Below are 14,343 nucleotides of genomic sequence, written 5' to 3' on the forward strand. Positions count from 1 at the left end.
CCCTGACCTCTTGCATGCCATGCAAGCGCTCTCCCAGCTGAGCTAAGGCCCCAATTCCGTGGCCGCTTTGGGCCGTGCGCCGCTCTCTAAGCAAAGCTGCGGGCGGGATCAAGTGGAAAATCCCGCCCTCCGATTTTTAAAGATCGTTGTCGTCCGAGGCCACGTCGGCAATGTCGTCAAGCGACACGTCCTCGTCCTCGTCGTCCTCGAGCAGGTCATCATCCAGCTCGACATCGACGTCGTCATCATCCAGCAGATCGGCATCCTCATCGAGAATGCTCCCTGCTTTCAGTTTCTTCGTTTCCGCATCTTCGGCGTCCGGAGCCATCGAGCGCGTTTTGTGCGACGACAGTTCCACCACCTCGCCCGTGTAGGGGCTGACGATCGGGTTCTTGTTCAGGTCGTAAAAGCGTTTGCCGGTGGTCGGGCAGATACGCTTGACGCCCCATTCTTCCTTGGGCATGGGTGATCCCCTTTGAATCTCTGGTCTTGTCGACGATCCGCGTCCCCTGCCATAACATTGAATGGCTGTCAAAGCCTTTGACGGTGACACGCAGACCCCGAGCAGGAGCGCATATGGGCCATCACATGCTGGCGGGCAACCCCCCGGTTGCGTTGAGTTTACGCCATAGTGCTCGCGCGCGGCGGATTTCGCTGCGTGTGTCAGGGCTGGATGGGCGCGTGACACTTACGATTCCGCGTGGCGTGAGCGAGGCTGAGGCGCTTGCCTTTGCCCGGTCGCGGGCCGACTGGCTGCGTGGTCATCTTGAGGGACGGCCGGCGCAAACGGTCGTGGGATTTGGCTGTGATCTGCCTGTTGAGGGAGAGATCTTGCGAATCGTGCCCGGAACCGGTCGACGGATCGTGCGCGATGCGGCGCAACTCTGCGTGCCGGGACCGCAAGAGAGTGTTGGTGCGCGTCTCGAAGGATGGCTCAAGGCGCGGGCGCGGGATCGGCTGGCGGCGGCCTCTGATCATTACGCGGCCCTCTTGGGGCGGCGGCACACCCGGCTGACCTTGCGCGACACACGGTCGCGGTGGGGATCCTGTTCGGCCAAGGGCGCGCTCGGTTACTCATGGCGGCTGATCCTCGCGCCGCCCGATGTTTTGAATTATGTGGCGGCGCATGAGGTGGCGCATCTGGCCCAGATGAATCACTCCCCGGCGTTCTGGGCCGAGGTGGCGCGCCTCATGCCGGACTATGAGACCCCGCGCGCCTGGCTGCGCCGCGAGGGCGGCGCGCTGCACCGCTATCGTTTCGGTGATTGACCGGCGCTGGATTTGTGATCACATGGGGCCATGTTGTTGCCACCGCGCCCCGATCCGTCCCCCTCTGCGCATGACCGCGTCTATCGCGGTTTGCGGTCGCGCATCATGCATGGTGAGATTGCCCCAGGTCAGGCGTTGACCCTGCGCGGTATCGGCGCGGAGTTTGGCGTGTCGATGACGCCTGCGCGCGAGGCCGTGCGCCGTCTGTCAGCCGAGGGCGCGCTGACCATGTCCAGCTCTGGCCGGGTGTCCACGCCCGAACTCAACAGCGAGCGGATCGAGGAACTGGCTGCTTTGCGTGCACTCATCGAGGTGGAACTGGCCAGCCGCGCCTTGCCACGTGCGCATATTGCCTTGATTGACCGGCTCCAGAGCATCAATGCCCGTGTGGCCGAGGATATCGCTCGTCAGGACGCGGTGGCTTATATCCGACGTAACCTCGAATTCCACCGCACGCTCTATCTGCGCGCGCAGGCCCCTGCGATGCTGGCCATGGCCGAGACTGTCTGGCTCCAGCTCGGGCCCACGATGCGCGCGCTCTATGGCCGTCTGCGGCGCAAGGACCCGCCGCACTATCATCGGCTGATCATCGCGGCGCTCAAGGCGGGGGATGAGCCCAGCCTGCGCCTGGCTGTTCGCTCCGACGTGACACAAGGGCTCAAGATGCTGATCGGCTGAGGCGTCAGACCAGCAGCGTCAACACAGCCACCAAGGCCAGGGCAGCACCCCATGTCCGCCAGAGCGCGCGGCAGGCGGCTTCGATCTCGGTCGCGCCGATGTCGCGGCGCCCGGTTGCATTGACATAGGGAAACTCTTGCCGCGTGCCGTGATAGGATCGTGGGCCTGAGAGTGCCACGCCCAAGGCACGTGCCATAGCCGCCTCAGGCCAGCCGGCATTGGGCGAGCGGTGTTGCCGCGCCTCGCGTGCGACCGCATCCCATTGCCACCAGAGTGCATGGGTGGCGAGAATGAGCCCAGCCGTCGCCCGTGCGGGGGCGAGATTGAGCAGGTCGTCGAATCGCGCGGCAGCCCAACCAAAGGCCTCGTGGCGCGGCGTGCGATAGCCGATCATGCTGTCGGCGGTATTGGTGATCTTGTAGAGCATGAGACCCGGCAGACCGCCGATGAGATACCAGAACGCGGGGGCGATCACCCCGTCGCTGAGGTTCTCGGCGGCTGATTCGATGGCTGCGCGCGCCACGTCAGAGGGCTGCATTGCCGCCGTATCGCGCCCCACGATCTGTGCCACCGCGCGCCGTCCGTCGCCCAAGGATATCCGCAGATCGCGCGCCACTGCCGCCACGTGATCGACAAGCGAGCGTTGCGCCAAGAGGATTGCGGCGACGACAACCTCGACCACCGGACCCAGTTGCGAGAGGGCCCAGCCCAGCCCAAGGGCCAAAAGCCCGAGGCCAGTCATCGCTGCGATGCCCCGCGCGCGCCGTGCCGCGCCACGATTGAGCACCCTGTCGCACCAACCCACCGCGCGCCCCATCAGGACCGCCGGATGCGGCAACCGGTCCCAGAGCCAGCGCGGCTCGCCCAAGGCGGCATCAAGCAGCATCGCCAGAACGAGGGTCACAGCGCCGCCTCGAGGCGTGCCCAACCCTCTGGCCCCGGCAGGCCCAGCCGGATCAGATCACCCGCATAGGGGAACACCCGGATAAGAATGCGGTGTTCTGCCAGACGCGCCTGCCACGCCGCGGCGGATTTGACCCGGTAAAGTCGGAAGAGGGCACAGCCCCCCACCGCCTCGGCGCCCGCGCGCCACATCAGCGCGTCGAGCCGCGCTGCTTCTTCATTGAGGCGCACCCGCGTCTCGCGCGCCCAGTCGGGATCGTTGAGTGCCCTTGCCCCGATTTCCAGTGCCGGGCCAGAGACCGGCCATGGCCCAAGCATGTCGGCCAAGCGCTCCACCTCTGCGCGCGCAGCTACGGCAAAGCCAAGCCGCAGCCCGGCCAGCCCCCAGAACTTGCCAAAGCTCTTGAGCACGATCAGGCCCGGCGTCAGCGCATGGCGCAGCAGTGAGCGGTCTGGCGCCACATCGCAAAAGCTTTCGTCTACGATGGTCAGAGGGGCATCCAGGTCTTGCGCCCCGTGAAACTGTCCCGTGGGGTTGTTGGGATGCACGATGACCCGCGCGTCCACGTGCGTATCCGCAGTGCGGGTGTCGATCACCTGCCAGCCATGAGCGCGAAAGCTGGCGGCGTGTTCATTGTAGGTGGGGCCGGGGATATGGACCGTTCCGGGCGCACGCAGGCCGGGCAGCCGTGCAATCAGCGCCGAGGCCCCGGGGGCGGCCAGCACGGAGGCCCCATCCGGCACCTGCCAGAAGTGCCGCGCGGCGCGAATGAGCGCCTCTTGCGCGGTGCGGTCGGGCAGTGCGGTCCAGGCCTCGGGTGTGATTTCGCCCACCGGATAGGGCAGGGGGTTGATCCCCGTCGAGAGATCAATCCAATCGGTTCGCTCTCCGCCATGCGCAGCCCGCGCCGCGTCGATCCCGCCGCCATGGTCCCGGTGCATGCGCGTCACGCCTCGGTGTCAGAGGGCAAGGGGGGATGGCGGGTCACGAAATGCCCCTTTACCCCCTGCGGCCATTGTTTGTAGGGCACCTGTCCTGTCGCGCTCTCGGCATGGAGGGCGGCATAGGCGACAATGGCCTCGGCGGCGGCGGCGTCAGGTGTGAAATCGCCCAAGGTATAGGCCAGTTTGCCTGCGCCCTGAATGGCCACGTTACAGCCTTTGCCACAGCCCATGAGGCAGGCCACCCGCCGAGTGCGGACCGTCGCACACCCCTCCGCGGCGCGTTCGACAAGTGCTGCGAGATCCTCGCCATGCGGGCGCGTGTGCGTGGCGGCATCCCAATCCTCGCGCTTGCAGGTGTCGCAAATGGTGATCCAAGTCGTCATCTCGTGCCTTTCCTTGTCCGCAGGCCCGTTCAAGCGGAATTCCGCTCTCTTCGCAAGCGCCCTGACGGGGGCACCGTGAAACCCCGCGCGATAGCAGTGTCATAGAGTGAGGGCCGGACCACGACCGCGCGGCGCGCGACAGGAATCGGCCGGATTGCGGCGCGACCGCAAAGCAGCTTCACCCTGCGGTCGCGACAGGCTAGAAGGCGGCAACACGAAGGTCAGGAGAGAGCATGCCGAAACCCGTCGTCCTGTGCATCCTCGATGGTTGGGGGCTGAGCGACAGCCCCGATGCCAACGCGCCGCATCTGGCGCGAACGCCTGTTTTCGACCGGCTGATGGCCAATTGCCCCCATGCCACATTGATCACCCATGGCCCCGACGTGGGCCTTCCGCGCGGCCAGATGGGCAATTCCGAGGTGGGGCATACCAATATCGGCGCGGGTCGCGTTGTGGCGATGGACCTGGGCCAGATCGACCTTGCTATAGAAGAAGGCTCTTTCTTTGAAAACAGCGCCTTGCAGAGCTTTGTAACCAAGATGAAGGCCAGTGGCGGGCGGGCGCATCTCTTGGGGTTGATGTCCGATGGCGGAGTGCATGGGCATCTCAATCACATCGCGGCGGCGGCGCGGGCGCTGACCGAGGCTGGGGTGCCGGTGCTGCTGCATGCGCTGACCGACGGGCGCGACGTTGCCCCGAAATCGGCGCGGGTGCAGTTGGAGGCACTGCGTGAAATGATGCCGCCCGAGGTCCGTATCGCGACCGTCACGGGGCGCTATTTTGCCATGGACCGCGACAACCGCTGGTCGCGCGTAGAAGAGGCCTATGAGGCGATCGTCGCCGGGCGCGGCCTGCGTTGCCCCGATCCACGCATGGCGATCACCAATGCCTATGCCCGCTCCGAGACCGACGAATTCATAACCGCGACCGTGATTGGCGACTATATGGGCGCGCGGGATGGTGACGGTCTTTTTTGTCTCAACTTTCGCGCCGACCGCGCCCGCGAAATCCTGCAGGCCATTGCCGATCCTGCGTTTGAGGCGTTTGAGCGGGGGTCTTGCCCAAAATGGGCGGCGCTGCTCGGGATGGTGGAATATTCCGAGGCCCATAATGCGTGGTTCGAAACGGTTTTCCCCTCGCGCGATATCGTCAACACCCTTGCCGAATGGGTGGCTCAGCATGGCTTGCGCCAGTTTCACTTGGCCGAGACTGAAAAATATCCGCATGTGACCTTTTTTCTCAACGGCGGCAAGGAACAGCCCGAGATAGGCGAAGATCGCTACATGGCTCCCTCGCCCAATGTAGCGACCTATGATCTCAAGCCAGAAATGTCAGCCGAGGAGGTCACGACCCGGCTCGTCGCGGCGATCCGGGGGCGGTATGACCTGATCGTGGTCAATTACGCCAATCCCGACATGGTCGGCCATACCGGCGATCTCAAGGCGGCGATGGCCGCCTGTGAGGCGGTGGACCAAGGTCTTGGACGGGTCGTTTCGGCGCTGGAAGAAGTGGGCGGCACGATGATCGTCACGGCAGATCACGGCAATTGCGAGGTTATGGTCGATCCCGAAACCGGCGGGCCGCATACCGCCCACACGCTCAACCCAGTGCCGGTTATCCTGTTGGGCGGGCCAGAGGGGGCCGACTTGCGGGCGGGCGGGCGGCTGGCCGATCTGGCGCCGACGGTGCTACAACTGATGGGGCTGGAAAAACCGCTGGAAATGACTGGGGAGACCCTGCTGACATGAGGCTGTTGCCCACCTGTTGCGCGCTTTTGTGGCTCTGCGGTGGAGTTGCGCCGGTTATGGCGCAAGATCCGGCGTCAGCAGCGCGCGCGGCGAGTGAACAGCTGAGCCTTGCGGCAGAGGCGTTGGCAGAGGCAGATGGCGCGCAGAACCGGGTCAAGGCGTTGACCCAAGTCATCGCCGGCTATGAGGATGGGCTAGAGGCGATGCGCGACGGGCTGCGCCGGGCGTCGCTGCGCGAACAGGCGCTTGGCGCGGAATTGCAGGCGCGCGAGGCCGAGATTGCACAATTGCTTGGCGTGCTCTCGACCATGGGCAATGCCCCTGTTCCAGTGCTCTTGATGCATCCGTCGGGGCCTGTCGGCACGGCGCGGGCCGGGATGATCCTATCCGAAGTGGCCCCGGCGCTGGACGCCCGAGCGCTTGAACTGCGCGACAAGGTGCAAGAGTTGAGTGTGCTGCGCGTACTCCAGCAAAGTGCTGCGGACAAGTTGCAAGAGGGGTTGGAGGGTGTCCAAGAGGCGCGCACCGCGCTCAGCACCGCCATAGCCGAGCGCACCGACCTGCCGCGCCGCTTTACCGAGGACCCTGTGAGGACAGCGCTGCTCATCGCATCGACCGAGACGCTGGAGGGGTTCGCCAGTGGACTGAGCGAGATCGCGGTGGATGAGGCACCGGGCAGCCTGCCCGACATTACGGCGCGCAAGGGGGCGCTGCCACTGCCTGCCGAGGGGGTTATCCTGCGCCGCGCGGGTGAGGCGGATGCCGCCGGGGTCGCGCGCCCCGGCATTCTACTGGCCACGCGTCCGCGGGCGCTTGTCACCGCGCCCAGCGCGGCCACAGTCCGCTATCGCGGGCCCTTGCTCGACTACGGAAATGTGATCATTCTGGAACCGCAAGCGGGGATTTTGCTGGTGTTTGCGGGTCTCGATGTTGTTTATGGTCAGGCAGGGCAGGTTCTGCCGGGTGGCAGTCCGGTGGGGCTGATGGGAGGAGCAGGGAGCGAAGGTGATCTGCTACTTGCCGCCGATGCGCAGGATACGGGTGCCAGACGCACACAGACGCTCTATATTGAGGTGCGGCAAGACAATTCTCCAGTGGACCCGCTCACGTGGTTCAAGACCGATAAGGATGGTTGAGACATGAAAAAATTCCTGATGGCCGCCTCTGCCGGCATTCTGACCGGCGCTGTGGTGACGACACAGGTGGCCGCCCCGCTATTGGCGCAGGAGGCCGAGACGACCAGCAACGTCTACGAACAGCTTGATCTCTTTGGAGATATTTTCGAGCGGATTCGGGCGCAATATGTTGAAGAAGTCGAAACCAAGGACCTGATCGAGGCAGCTATCAATGGTATGTTGACCTCGCTTGATCCCCATTCCAGCTATCTCTCGCCCGATGACGCCGAGAATATGCAGGTGCAGACGCGCGGTGAATTCGGCGGGCTCGGGATCGAGGTCACGCAAGAAGACGGCTTCGTCAAGGTGGTCTCGCCCATGGATGGCACCCCGGCGGATCAGGCGGGCATCGAGTCGGGTGATTTTATCACCCATGTGGACGGGGCGAGTGTTCTGGGCCTTACGCTTGATGAGGCCGTGGATCTGATGCGCGGGCCGGTGGGCAGCGAGATCATCATCACCGTGGTGCGCGAGGGCTCGCCGGAGCCGTTTGACGTGTCGATCATTCGCGATACGATCAAGCTGACGGCGGTGCGGGCCCGAGCGGAGCAAGATGCGGTCGTACTGCGCGTGACCACGTTCAATGATCAGACCTATGCAAATCTTGAAAGCGGTCTGGCGGAAAAGATCGAGGAACTGGGTGGCGAGGACAAGGTGAGCGGGATCGTGCTTGACCTGCGCAACAATCCCGGTGGCCTGCTGACGCAGGCGATCAAGGTTTCTGACGCTTTCCTCGACAAGGGCGAAATCGTGAGCACACGGGGCCGCAATCCGCAGGATGGCGAGCGCTTCAACGCCACGCCGGGCGATCTGGCGAATGGAAAGCCCATTGTTGTTTTGATTAACGGCGGGTCTGCCAGCGCGTCGGAAATCGTGGCCGGGGCCTTGCAGGATCATCACCGGGCCATCGTGGTTGGCACCAAGAGCTTTGGCAAAGGGTCGGTGCAGACGGTCATGCCGCTCCGGGGCAATGGCGCGATGCGCCTGACCACCTCGCGGTATTACACGCCGTCGGGCCGGTCCATTCAGGCCCTTGGCGTCAGCCCTGATATTCTAGTCGAGCAGCCGCCGCGCGTGCCGCAGACCGAGGAGAACGAAGCCACCAAACGGCCAGACCGGTCCGAGGCGGATCTACGCGGACGTCTGAGCAACGACAGCCTGACCGAGGATGAGATCAAGCAGATCGAAGAAGATCGGGCGCGGGCCGAACTGGCGGCAAAACTGCGGGAAGACGACTATCAACTGGCCTATGCCATAGACATCCTGCGTGGTTTGTCTGTGATGGCAGAGGGGCAGCCGGAATAAACCCGAGGCTCAATGCCACGCAATCAAAACCTCGTCCGCCTTGTGCGGGCGGGGTTTTCGTTTTCAAGGGCGGGGCGGGTCTTTGTCTGGGGTCTTTTGCGGCTTGCACAAGCAATGTCCTGTGCAAGCAAATCCCGGAGTTCGTCATTGCGCCTTGGCGCGCTGCGGATCCCATGCCGCGAGAACATTGGAATTGTCGTCGCTGTCATACTCGTAAAGCGTTTGCTCGGAAACGCTGGGAAGCTTGCCAAAAGCCTCAGCCGTCTTGCGCGGATACCAGGAGGTGCCGATCTGACCCGGAAACAGCTCTGACAGGATGCGTGAGGTTGCAAACGAGCATTGCGCCTGCGGCACAGGGCCATTGGCTTTGACCAGTTGCAGCGCGCGTTCCGCCAATTCCGGCGATACGTCGAGTTGCTGAATCTGCACGCGGTATGTCTGGCGCGCATGGTAGCGGGTATAGACATCCTCGACCTGAGGATTGATCCCAAAAAGCACATCATTGCGCTCGGGCAGGTGTCCAGCCTTGTTGAATGATCCGGCGGGGTCGAAAATCACCCGCTGTGACCCATTCACCATCAGCGAGGTATGCGCGCCCGAGCCATTGTTGTTGTTGATCATTGTATAAAGGGTCAGACGCGGTGGCCCATCATGGCGATAGGCGGCGCGCGCCACCTCTTCATCGGGTGCCCAAACCGATTCCGCCGCGCATCCCGCCAGCGTAAGTGAGGCGGCAAGCGCCAAAACCAATGACCGCATTACATACCCTCAGTGCGGAATAGCGACCGCGAGTTCAGCCGTTAACCGCTGCGATAAAGAGCAACAGCGCAATGCAGCCGACGGCGACATATGTGACCGCCTTGATAAACCCGTCAAAGGTCTTTTGCTGAACGTCGATATTCATTTCACCATGCTTGTGCTCGGCCATGTCGCGTGTGTCCCTTGCTGACTTCCGTTCAAATTCCGGCGTTGGATAGCCCATTTGACAGGGGCTGTCACCACCCAAGCTGTCGCGGCTTCAGGCTTTGTTGAGGTCTTGTGCGAGGCGAAATCCGATTCGGTTGGGCTCGGCTGTCTCGACCTGTTTGGGCAGGGCGCGCAACATGACGCTGAGTTGTCCGACATGCTGGATCAGTTGCGTGCGCATGCCCATCTGGTCTTGTCCATAAAAGGTCAGAATGTCGGGCTCGAAATATCCCATGCCTTCGATGCGGATCACGCCACTGTCGCTGCCGGCAAAGCCCATCGCCACCTCATGCGCCTCGTCGAGTGTCTGTTCAAAGTTCTGGATATAGAGAATCAGCCGTTCATAGGCCCATTGCGCCGGGCTCTTGGTGTGGCCTGCGTCGTTGGAGAGGGATTGCGCGGCTGTTTCGATGCAGGGCTGGTTGGGATCGGAATGTACCTCATGGGCGCGCGGCATGGCGTCGGCCTCTGCGGCTTCGGCGGTGGTGTGGATGGTCGGGTCCATGGGCCTGCCCCCCTTGTCAGCGATCCTTGATCTGCCAGAGCCATGCCTCGTCGGCACGCCGCGAGCGTGTCACCTCGCCAGCGTGCAACAAGTGGTTGAGATGCGCAATGGCCTCGACCAGCGCCAACCCGTAAGTGCCCCGGTCGATCTGACGCTTGAAGAGCAGGGGGAAACACTCGGCTGCGGTACGCGGTGTCGCAAGGAACGTGCGCAGTCGGTCGAGTGCGCCGTGGTGATTGTCGCGCAGCTGCTGCATGCGAAAGGGCAGACCGGTAAAGGGCAGCTTGTGCCCCGGCAGCACGAGATGCGTGTCGCGGGCATGGGCGGCCAGCCGGTCGCAGGCGGCCAGCCAGTCGGCCAGCGGATCGGCCTCTGGTTCGGTCGGGTAGACGCCGATATTGGGGCTGATGCCGGGCAGTATCTGATCACCGGCGATCACCAGGTTTGCATCGCGTGACCAGAGCGTGACATGTTCGGGCGCGTGCCCGCCGCCCATGCGCACATCCCAGTCGTAGCCGCCCGCGCGGATCACGTCGCCTTCCTGGATGCGGGTATAGCCCACTGGGATGGGGGCGCAGATATCAGAGAAATTATAGGGGCGCTCGGATTTGCGGGCCTCGTAAATCTCCGAGTCCATCCCACCCGCCCGCGAAAAGGCGAGAGCCTGTGGTGTCGGGCTGTCTTCAACATCGAGGATCAGCATCCGCGCCATGAGCCAGCTTGTGCGCGAGGCCCAAAGCTCGGCACCAAAGCGCGCCATCAGCCAGCCCGCCATGCCAATATGGTCGGGGTGATGATGGGTCAGGATCACGCGGCGGACCGGGCGGCCTTGCAATGGGCCTGACAAGATATCCTCCCATAGTGCAACGCTGCGCTTGGAATGGATGCCGGTGTCGACGATGGTCCAGCTATCCCCCTCATCCAATGCGTAGATATTGACGTGATCGAGCACCATGGGCAGCGGCAGGCGCAACCAGAGCACGCCGGGGGCCACCTCGGTCGCGGCACCGGTTTCGGGCGGCGTGTCCCAGGGCGTGGCTATGATCGGGCCGCCATCCATCAGGCCGCGAAATCCTCGGGCGTGAGGGCATAGAGATCGTCGGCCCCTTGCGTGGCATGGGCCAAGAGGCCCGCGTGTTCCGGCAAGAGGCGCGTGATGTAGAAGCGGGCAAGCCGCGTGCGCGACCCACTACCGCCTTCGGCCAAGGCCGCCTTGAGGTGGAAATGCCCCCCCAAGACCCGCGCAAAGCCGCGTAGAAACGGCGCAGCCCCGGCGAACCGTTGGTTGAGGTCTTTTTGCCCCAGCATCCACTCGACCGCTTCACGCAGGCTCTCGGTGGCCTGCCAGACCGGTTCGGCCAATGCGGGCAGGCTGGCGCGGGCGGCTTCGGCCTGTGCCTCGATCTCGTCGAGAAGGGCATAGGCCGCCTCGCCGCCATCCATGAGCTTGCGCGCCGCAAGGTCCATGGCCTGAATGCCGTTGGTGCCCTCGTAGATCGCAGTGACGCGCACGTCGCGGGAATATTGCGCAGCGCCCGTTTCCTCGATGAACCCCATGCCGCCATGCACCTGCACGCCCATTTCCGCCACCGCGATCCCGGTATCGGTGCCAAAAGCCTTGGCAATTGGGGTGAGGAAGGCCGCGCGTGCGGCCCAATTGGCATTGCCGGTCGCGGTCTGCATGTCGATGGCCTGCGCACAGGCCAGCGCGATGGCGCGGGCGGCAAAGATGTCGGCCTTCATCGTGGCCAGCATCCGGCGCACATCGGCATGGTCCATGATACTGCCTGATCCGCCATCAACCGGGGTGCGGCCCTGTTTGCGATCCAGCGCATAGGCCAGCGCGTGCTGGTAGGCGCCTTCGGCCACGCCGATACCCTGACCGCCCACACCAAGCCGAGCGTTGTTCATCATGGTGAACATGGCACGCATGCCATCATGGGGCTTGCCCACCAGCCAGCCGGTCGCACCATCGTATTGCATGACCGCTGTGGGGCTGCCGTGCAGGCCCATCTTGTGCTCGAGGCTCACGACCTTGAGGCTGTTGCGCTTGCCGGGATTGCCGTTCTCATCGGGGATGAGCTTGGGCACCAGGAAGAGGCTGATCCCCTTGGTGCCCGGCACGCCATCGGGCAAACGGGCGAGCACGAGGTGGCAAACATTTTCGGTAAAGTCGTTATCGCCCCAAGATATATAGATCTTCTGGCCGGTTACGGCATAAGTGCCGTCGCCATTGGGTTCGGCCTTGGAACGCAGTGCGCCCACATCGGACCCGGCTTGCGGTTCGGTCAGGTTCATGGTGCCCGCCCATGCGCCGCTGACAAGTTTGGGCAGGTAGATCGCCTTGAGGTCGTCCGAGGCATGATGCTCCAGCGCCTCGATCTGGCCTTGGGTCATCAGTGGATTGAGTTGCAGCGAAAGGCAGGCCGAGGACATCATCTCGTTGACGGCGGTCGTCACCGTCATCGGAAGCCCCATGCCGCCGTGATCGGGATGCGCGCTGATCGACACCCAGCCACCGTCGGCAATCGCGCGATAGCCCTCGGCATAGCCGGGGGAGGTGCGCACGACGCCATTCTCCAGCTTGGCGGGATTCAGATCGCCATTGCGTTGCAGCGGATAGAGAACCTCTTCGCACAGGCGCGCGGCTTCGGCGAGAATCGCGGCGGTCATGTCTGGCGTGGCCTCAGCAAACCGGTCGGTGTCAACCACGTGGGACAGGCCGACAATATGATCGAACAGAAAGCGATACTCATCTACAGGGGCGCGATAGGGCATGTTCCGTTTTCCTTTTCAACTCGTCGGCTTCGCTTGGCATCCGTCTGGAAGGCCTGTAGTGATCCGGTCCTGACGATCAAACTAACCAAAGGCACAGCCGCGGCAACCAAAACGCCGCGTCAGGTCAGGGGACGTATATGGCAAATGCAACCGAATTATTGCAAGCGGACGCCGCCGGTTATGCAGCGGCCTCTTCGATTTGGTCTGCCGGTGGTCTGGTCGCGTTTCCAACCGAGACCGTCTATGGTCTGGGGGCCGATGCCCGCAACGATCGAGCGGTGGCGCGGATATTCGAAGCCAAGGGGCGGCCCCGCTTCAATCCGCTGATCGTGCATGTCGCAAGTGCGCAGTCGGCCCGGCGCTATGTCGACTGGTCGGATGCCGCGGAACTTCTGGCCTCTGTCTTTTGGCCCGGTCCCCTGACACTTGTGCTGCCGCTCCTTGCTGATGCAGGGCTCTCGCCGCTGGTGACGGCGGAGTTGCCGACGCTGGCCATCCGCGTGCCTGCGCATCCCGTGGCGCAGGGGCTCTTGACCGAGTTTGGCGGCCCGGTGGCGGCCCCCTCGGCCAATCCCTCGGGGCGGATCAGCCCGACCACGGTGGCGCATGTTCTGGCGGGGCTTTCCGGGCGGATCGAGGCAGTGATCGAGGGCGGTGCCTGTGCGGTGGGGGTGGAATCCACCATCGTGGGGCTGGTTGGGCGACCCAGTCTGCTGCGCCCCGGCGGGGTGCCGGTTGAGTCCATCGAGTCCCTTCTGGACGCGGATTTGGTACGCCATTCCGCCGATGATCCTTTGGTGGCCCCCGGCCAGATGCAATCCCATTACGCGCCGGGTGCGCGCGTGCGTCTGGACGCGCGCGAGCGGCAGGCCGGAGAGGTGTTGCTCGGATTCGGGACGGTGGACGCGGACCTGAACCTGTCGCCCTCCGGCGATCTGGTCGAGGCGGCGGCCAATCTCTTTGGTCATCTGCACGCGCTTGATTCGCAGGGGTCACCGATCGCGGTATCGCCCATTCCCGAAATTGGGCTTGGTCGCGCCATCAATGACCGTTTGCGCCGCGCGGCAGCTCCGCGCGACGACAGATTGCCGGGGTAACAGCCCTTAGCCCTTGGGCAGATAGGGAATCGAGCCTGCGGCGTCGGTATCGTCAATCACCCAGAAATGCCCTTCGCTGCCCGCCTGACGGGCCTGAGCCAGCGGCGCATAGTCGGGATCATTGGCAAAGGCGCGGGCGGCATCGGCCGAGGGAAACTCGATCAGGGCAATCAGGGTGGTGTCGGGCGCTGTGCCTTCCAGTGTCGCGATATTGGCGCTGCGCGAGAGATAGCGCCCGCCATGTTTGGCGGCGATGTCATGTGTCCGGGCCGCGTAATCGGGGACCCAGGCATCGTCGGTGATCTTGACCTGTGCGATAAGATAGGCTGGCATGCGTTTCCTCCTGATGTCACTGGCCACCATCCCCATGGCCCAACGCCCCCAGAGCCTAGCACGGCCTGCGCCGGGGCCGAGCAATTTGACGCTCCTACTTAGGTCGCAACCGCGCCGCGCTGCCGTTGCGCAAAAATTTTCCGGGCACTGCGAATTTTCCTCTTGCAGCCGCCCGCCAGAGTTTATAGATCACGCCTCACCCAAGGATGCGGGCGTAGCTCAGGGGTAGAGCATAACCTTGCCAAGGTTAGGGTCGGG

The 14,343-nt window shown here is 63.8% G+C and carries 16 protein-coding genes; 6 read left to right on the forward strand and 10 right to left on the reverse strand.

Going from position 1 to position 14,343, the window contains the following annotated elements; translation table 11 throughout:
- Positions 1-136 precede the first annotated feature (136 nt).
- Positions 137-463, reverse strand: coding sequence for a TIGR02300 family protein (locus AACZ65_RS17995; RefSeq protein ID WP_037269065.1), 327 nt, complete (start codon positions 461-463; stop codon positions 137-139).
- A gap of 113 nt (positions 464-576) precedes the next feature.
- Here AACZ65_RS17995 and AACZ65_RS18000 point away from each other — a divergent pair, with 113 nt between their 5' ends.
- Both AACZ65_RS18000 and AACZ65_RS18005 read left to right on the forward strand, forming a co-directional pair.
- On the forward strand, positions 577-1,269 hold the full coding sequence (locus AACZ65_RS18000) for a SprT family zinc-dependent metalloprotease (RefSeq protein ID WP_339673252.1): 693 nt from the start codon (positions 577-579) through the stop codon (positions 1,267-1,269).
- A gap of 30 nt (positions 1,270-1,299) precedes the next feature.
- Complete coding sequence (locus tag AACZ65_RS18005; RefSeq protein ID WP_037269071.1) at positions 1,300-1,947, forward strand: GntR family transcriptional regulator; 648 nt, start codon at positions 1,300-1,302, stop codon at positions 1,945-1,947.
- Positions 1,948-1,951: 4 nt separating this feature from the next.
- Here the strand turns inward: AACZ65_RS18005 and cbiB are convergent, their stop codons facing one another.
- The 3 genes from cbiB to AACZ65_RS18020 are packed head-to-tail and all read right to left on the reverse strand — an operon-like array spanning position 1,952 to position 4,178.
- On the reverse strand, positions 1,952-2,833 hold the full coding sequence (gene cbiB, locus AACZ65_RS18010; RefSeq protein ID WP_339673277.1) for an adenosylcobinamide-phosphate synthase CbiB: 882 nt from the start codon (positions 2,831-2,833) through the stop codon (positions 1,952-1,954).
- A gap of 14 nt (positions 2,834-2,847) precedes the next feature.
- The gene (gene cobD / locus AACZ65_RS18015; protein WP_339673254.1) at positions 2,848-3,792 is read right to left on the reverse strand and encodes a threonine-phosphate decarboxylase CobD; all 945 of its coding nucleotides are present in this window, start codon (positions 3,790-3,792) and stop codon (positions 2,848-2,850) included.
- A gap of 5 nt (positions 3,793-3,797) precedes the next feature.
- The gene (locus AACZ65_RS18020; RefSeq protein ID WP_339673257.1) at positions 3,798-4,178 is read right to left on the reverse strand and encodes a DUF1636 domain-containing protein; all 381 of its coding nucleotides are present in this window, start codon (positions 4,176-4,178) and stop codon (positions 3,798-3,800) included.
- Positions 4,179-4,411: 233 nt separating this feature from the next.
- On the opposite strand from AACZ65_RS18020, the gene gpmI reads away from it, so the two are divergent.
- From gpmI to AACZ65_RS18035, 3 genes are read left to right on the forward strand one after another with little or no spacing between them, the layout of a single operon-like run.
- Positions 4,412-5,926 (forward strand): 2,3-bisphosphoglycerate-independent phosphoglycerate mutase, encoded by a 1,515-nt coding sequence (gpmI, locus tag AACZ65_RS18025; RefSeq protein WP_339673259.1) that lies wholly within the window; start codon positions 4,412-4,414, stop codon positions 5,924-5,926.
- Complete coding sequence (locus tag AACZ65_RS18030) at positions 5,923-7,062, forward strand: peptidoglycan DD-metalloendopeptidase family protein (protein WP_037269084.1); 1,140 nt, start codon at positions 5,923-5,925, stop codon at positions 7,060-7,062. Before gpmI ends, AACZ65_RS18030 begins: the two co-directional genes overlap by 4 nt.
- A gap of 3 nt (positions 7,063-7,065) precedes the next feature.
- A complete protein-coding gene (locus AACZ65_RS18035; RefSeq protein WP_339673262.1) occupies positions 7,066-8,406 on the forward strand; it encodes a S41 family peptidase in 1,341 nt (446 codons plus the stop codon).
- A 144-nt stretch (positions 8,407-8,550) separates the two neighbouring features.
- Here the strand turns inward: AACZ65_RS18035 and AACZ65_RS18040 are convergent, their stop codons facing one another.
- From AACZ65_RS18040 to AACZ65_RS18060, 5 genes are all read right to left on the reverse strand, one after another.
- Positions 8,551-9,165, reverse strand: coding sequence for a hypothetical protein (locus tag AACZ65_RS18040; protein WP_339673264.1), 615 nt, complete (start codon positions 9,163-9,165; stop codon positions 8,551-8,553).
- Positions 9,166-9,199: 34 nt separating this feature from the next.
- Positions 9,200-9,334, reverse strand: coding sequence for an aa3-type cytochrome c oxidase subunit IV (locus AACZ65_RS18045; RefSeq protein WP_075571698.1), 135 nt, complete (start codon positions 9,332-9,334; stop codon positions 9,200-9,202).
- A 90-nt stretch (positions 9,335-9,424) separates the two neighbouring features.
- A complete protein-coding gene (locus tag AACZ65_RS18050; RefSeq protein WP_339673267.1) occupies positions 9,425-9,877 on the reverse strand; it encodes a hypothetical protein in 453 nt (150 codons plus the stop codon).
- Positions 9,878-9,893: 16 nt separating this feature from the next.
- A complete protein-coding gene (locus AACZ65_RS18055; protein ID WP_339673269.1) occupies positions 9,894-10,937 on the reverse strand; it encodes an MBL fold metallo-hydrolase in 1,044 nt (347 codons plus the stop codon).
- On the reverse strand, positions 10,937-12,655 hold the full coding sequence (locus AACZ65_RS18060; protein WP_339673271.1) for an acyl-CoA dehydrogenase: 1,719 nt from the start codon (positions 12,653-12,655) through the stop codon (positions 10,937-10,939). The genes AACZ65_RS18055 and AACZ65_RS18060 overlap by 1 nt, the downstream gene beginning before the upstream one ends.
- A 137-nt stretch (positions 12,656-12,792) precedes the next feature.
- On the opposite strand from AACZ65_RS18060, the gene AACZ65_RS18065 reads away from it, so the two are divergent.
- Positions 12,793-13,752: an L-threonylcarbamoyladenylate synthase gene (locus AACZ65_RS18065; protein ID WP_339673273.1), complete on the forward strand. Its 960-nt coding sequence runs from the start codon at positions 12,793-12,795 to the stop codon at positions 13,750-13,752.
- Positions 13,753-13,758: 6 nt separating this feature from the next.
- On the opposite strand, the gene AACZ65_RS18070 is transcribed toward AACZ65_RS18065, so the two are convergent.
- Positions 13,759-14,085 (reverse strand): DUF1330 domain-containing protein, encoded by a 327-nt coding sequence (locus AACZ65_RS18070; RefSeq protein ID WP_339673275.1) that lies wholly within the window; start codon positions 14,083-14,085, stop codon positions 13,759-13,761.
- Between the last annotated feature and the right edge of the window lie 258 nt (positions 14,086-14,343).

It is taken from the genome of uncultured Roseovarius sp. (assembly GCF_963972555.1).
Classification (GTDB): Bacteria; Pseudomonadota; Alphaproteobacteria; order Rhodobacterales; family Rhodobacteraceae; genus Roseovarius; species Roseovarius mucosus.

Coding starts and splice junctions, on each gene's coding strand:
- AACZ65_RS17995 (WP_037269065.1), bottom strand. CDS start 463: ATGCCCAAGGAAGAATGGGGCGTCAAGCGTATCTGCCCGACCACCGGC.
- AACZ65_RS18000 (WP_339673252.1), top strand. CDS start 577: ATGGGCCATCACATGCTGGCGGGCAACCCCCCGGTTGCGTTGAGTTTA.
- AACZ65_RS18005 (WP_037269071.1), top strand. CDS start 1,300: ATGTTGTTGCCACCGCGCCCCGATCCGTCCCCCTCTGCGCATGACCGC.
- cbiB (WP_339673277.1), bottom strand. CDS start 2,833: ATGCTGCTTGATGCCGCCTTGGGCGAGCCGCGCTGGCTCTGGGACCGG.
- cobD (WP_339673254.1), bottom strand. CDS start 3,792: ATGCACCGGGACCATGGCGGCGGGATCGACGCGGCGCGGGCTGCGCAT.
- AACZ65_RS18020 (WP_339673257.1), bottom strand. CDS start 4,178: ATGACGACTTGGATCACCATTTGCGACACCTGCAAGCGCGAGGATTGG.
- gpmI (WP_339673259.1), top strand. CDS start 4,412: ATGCCGAAACCCGTCGTCCTGTGCATCCTCGATGGTTGGGGGCTGAGC.
- AACZ65_RS18030 (WP_037269084.1), top strand. CDS start 5,923: ATGAGGCTGTTGCCCACCTGTTGCGCGCTTTTGTGGCTCTGCGGTGGA.
- AACZ65_RS18035 (WP_339673262.1), top strand. CDS start 7,066: ATGAAAAAATTCCTGATGGCCGCCTCTGCCGGCATTCTGACCGGCGCT.
- AACZ65_RS18040 (WP_339673264.1), bottom strand. CDS start 9,165: ATGCGGTCATTGGTTTTGGCGCTTGCCGCCTCACTTACGCTGGCGGGA.
- AACZ65_RS18045 (WP_075571698.1), bottom strand. CDS start 9,334: ATGGCCGAGCACAAGCATGGTGAAATGAATATCGACGTTCAGCAAAAG.
- AACZ65_RS18050 (WP_339673267.1), bottom strand. CDS start 9,877: ATGGACCCGACCATCCACACCACCGCCGAAGCCGCAGAGGCCGACGCC.
- AACZ65_RS18055 (WP_339673269.1), bottom strand. CDS start 10,937: ATGGATGGCGGCCCGATCATAGCCACGCCCTGGGACACGCCGCCCGAA.
- AACZ65_RS18060 (WP_339673271.1), bottom strand. CDS start 12,655: ATGCCCTATCGCGCCCCTGTAGATGAGTATCGCTTTCTGTTCGATCAT.
- AACZ65_RS18065 (WP_339673273.1), top strand. CDS start 12,793: ATGGCAAATGCAACCGAATTATTGCAAGCGGACGCCGCCGGTTATGCA.
- AACZ65_RS18070 (WP_339673275.1), bottom strand. CDS start 14,085: ATGCCAGCCTATCTTATCGCACAGGTCAAGATCACCGACGATGCCTGG.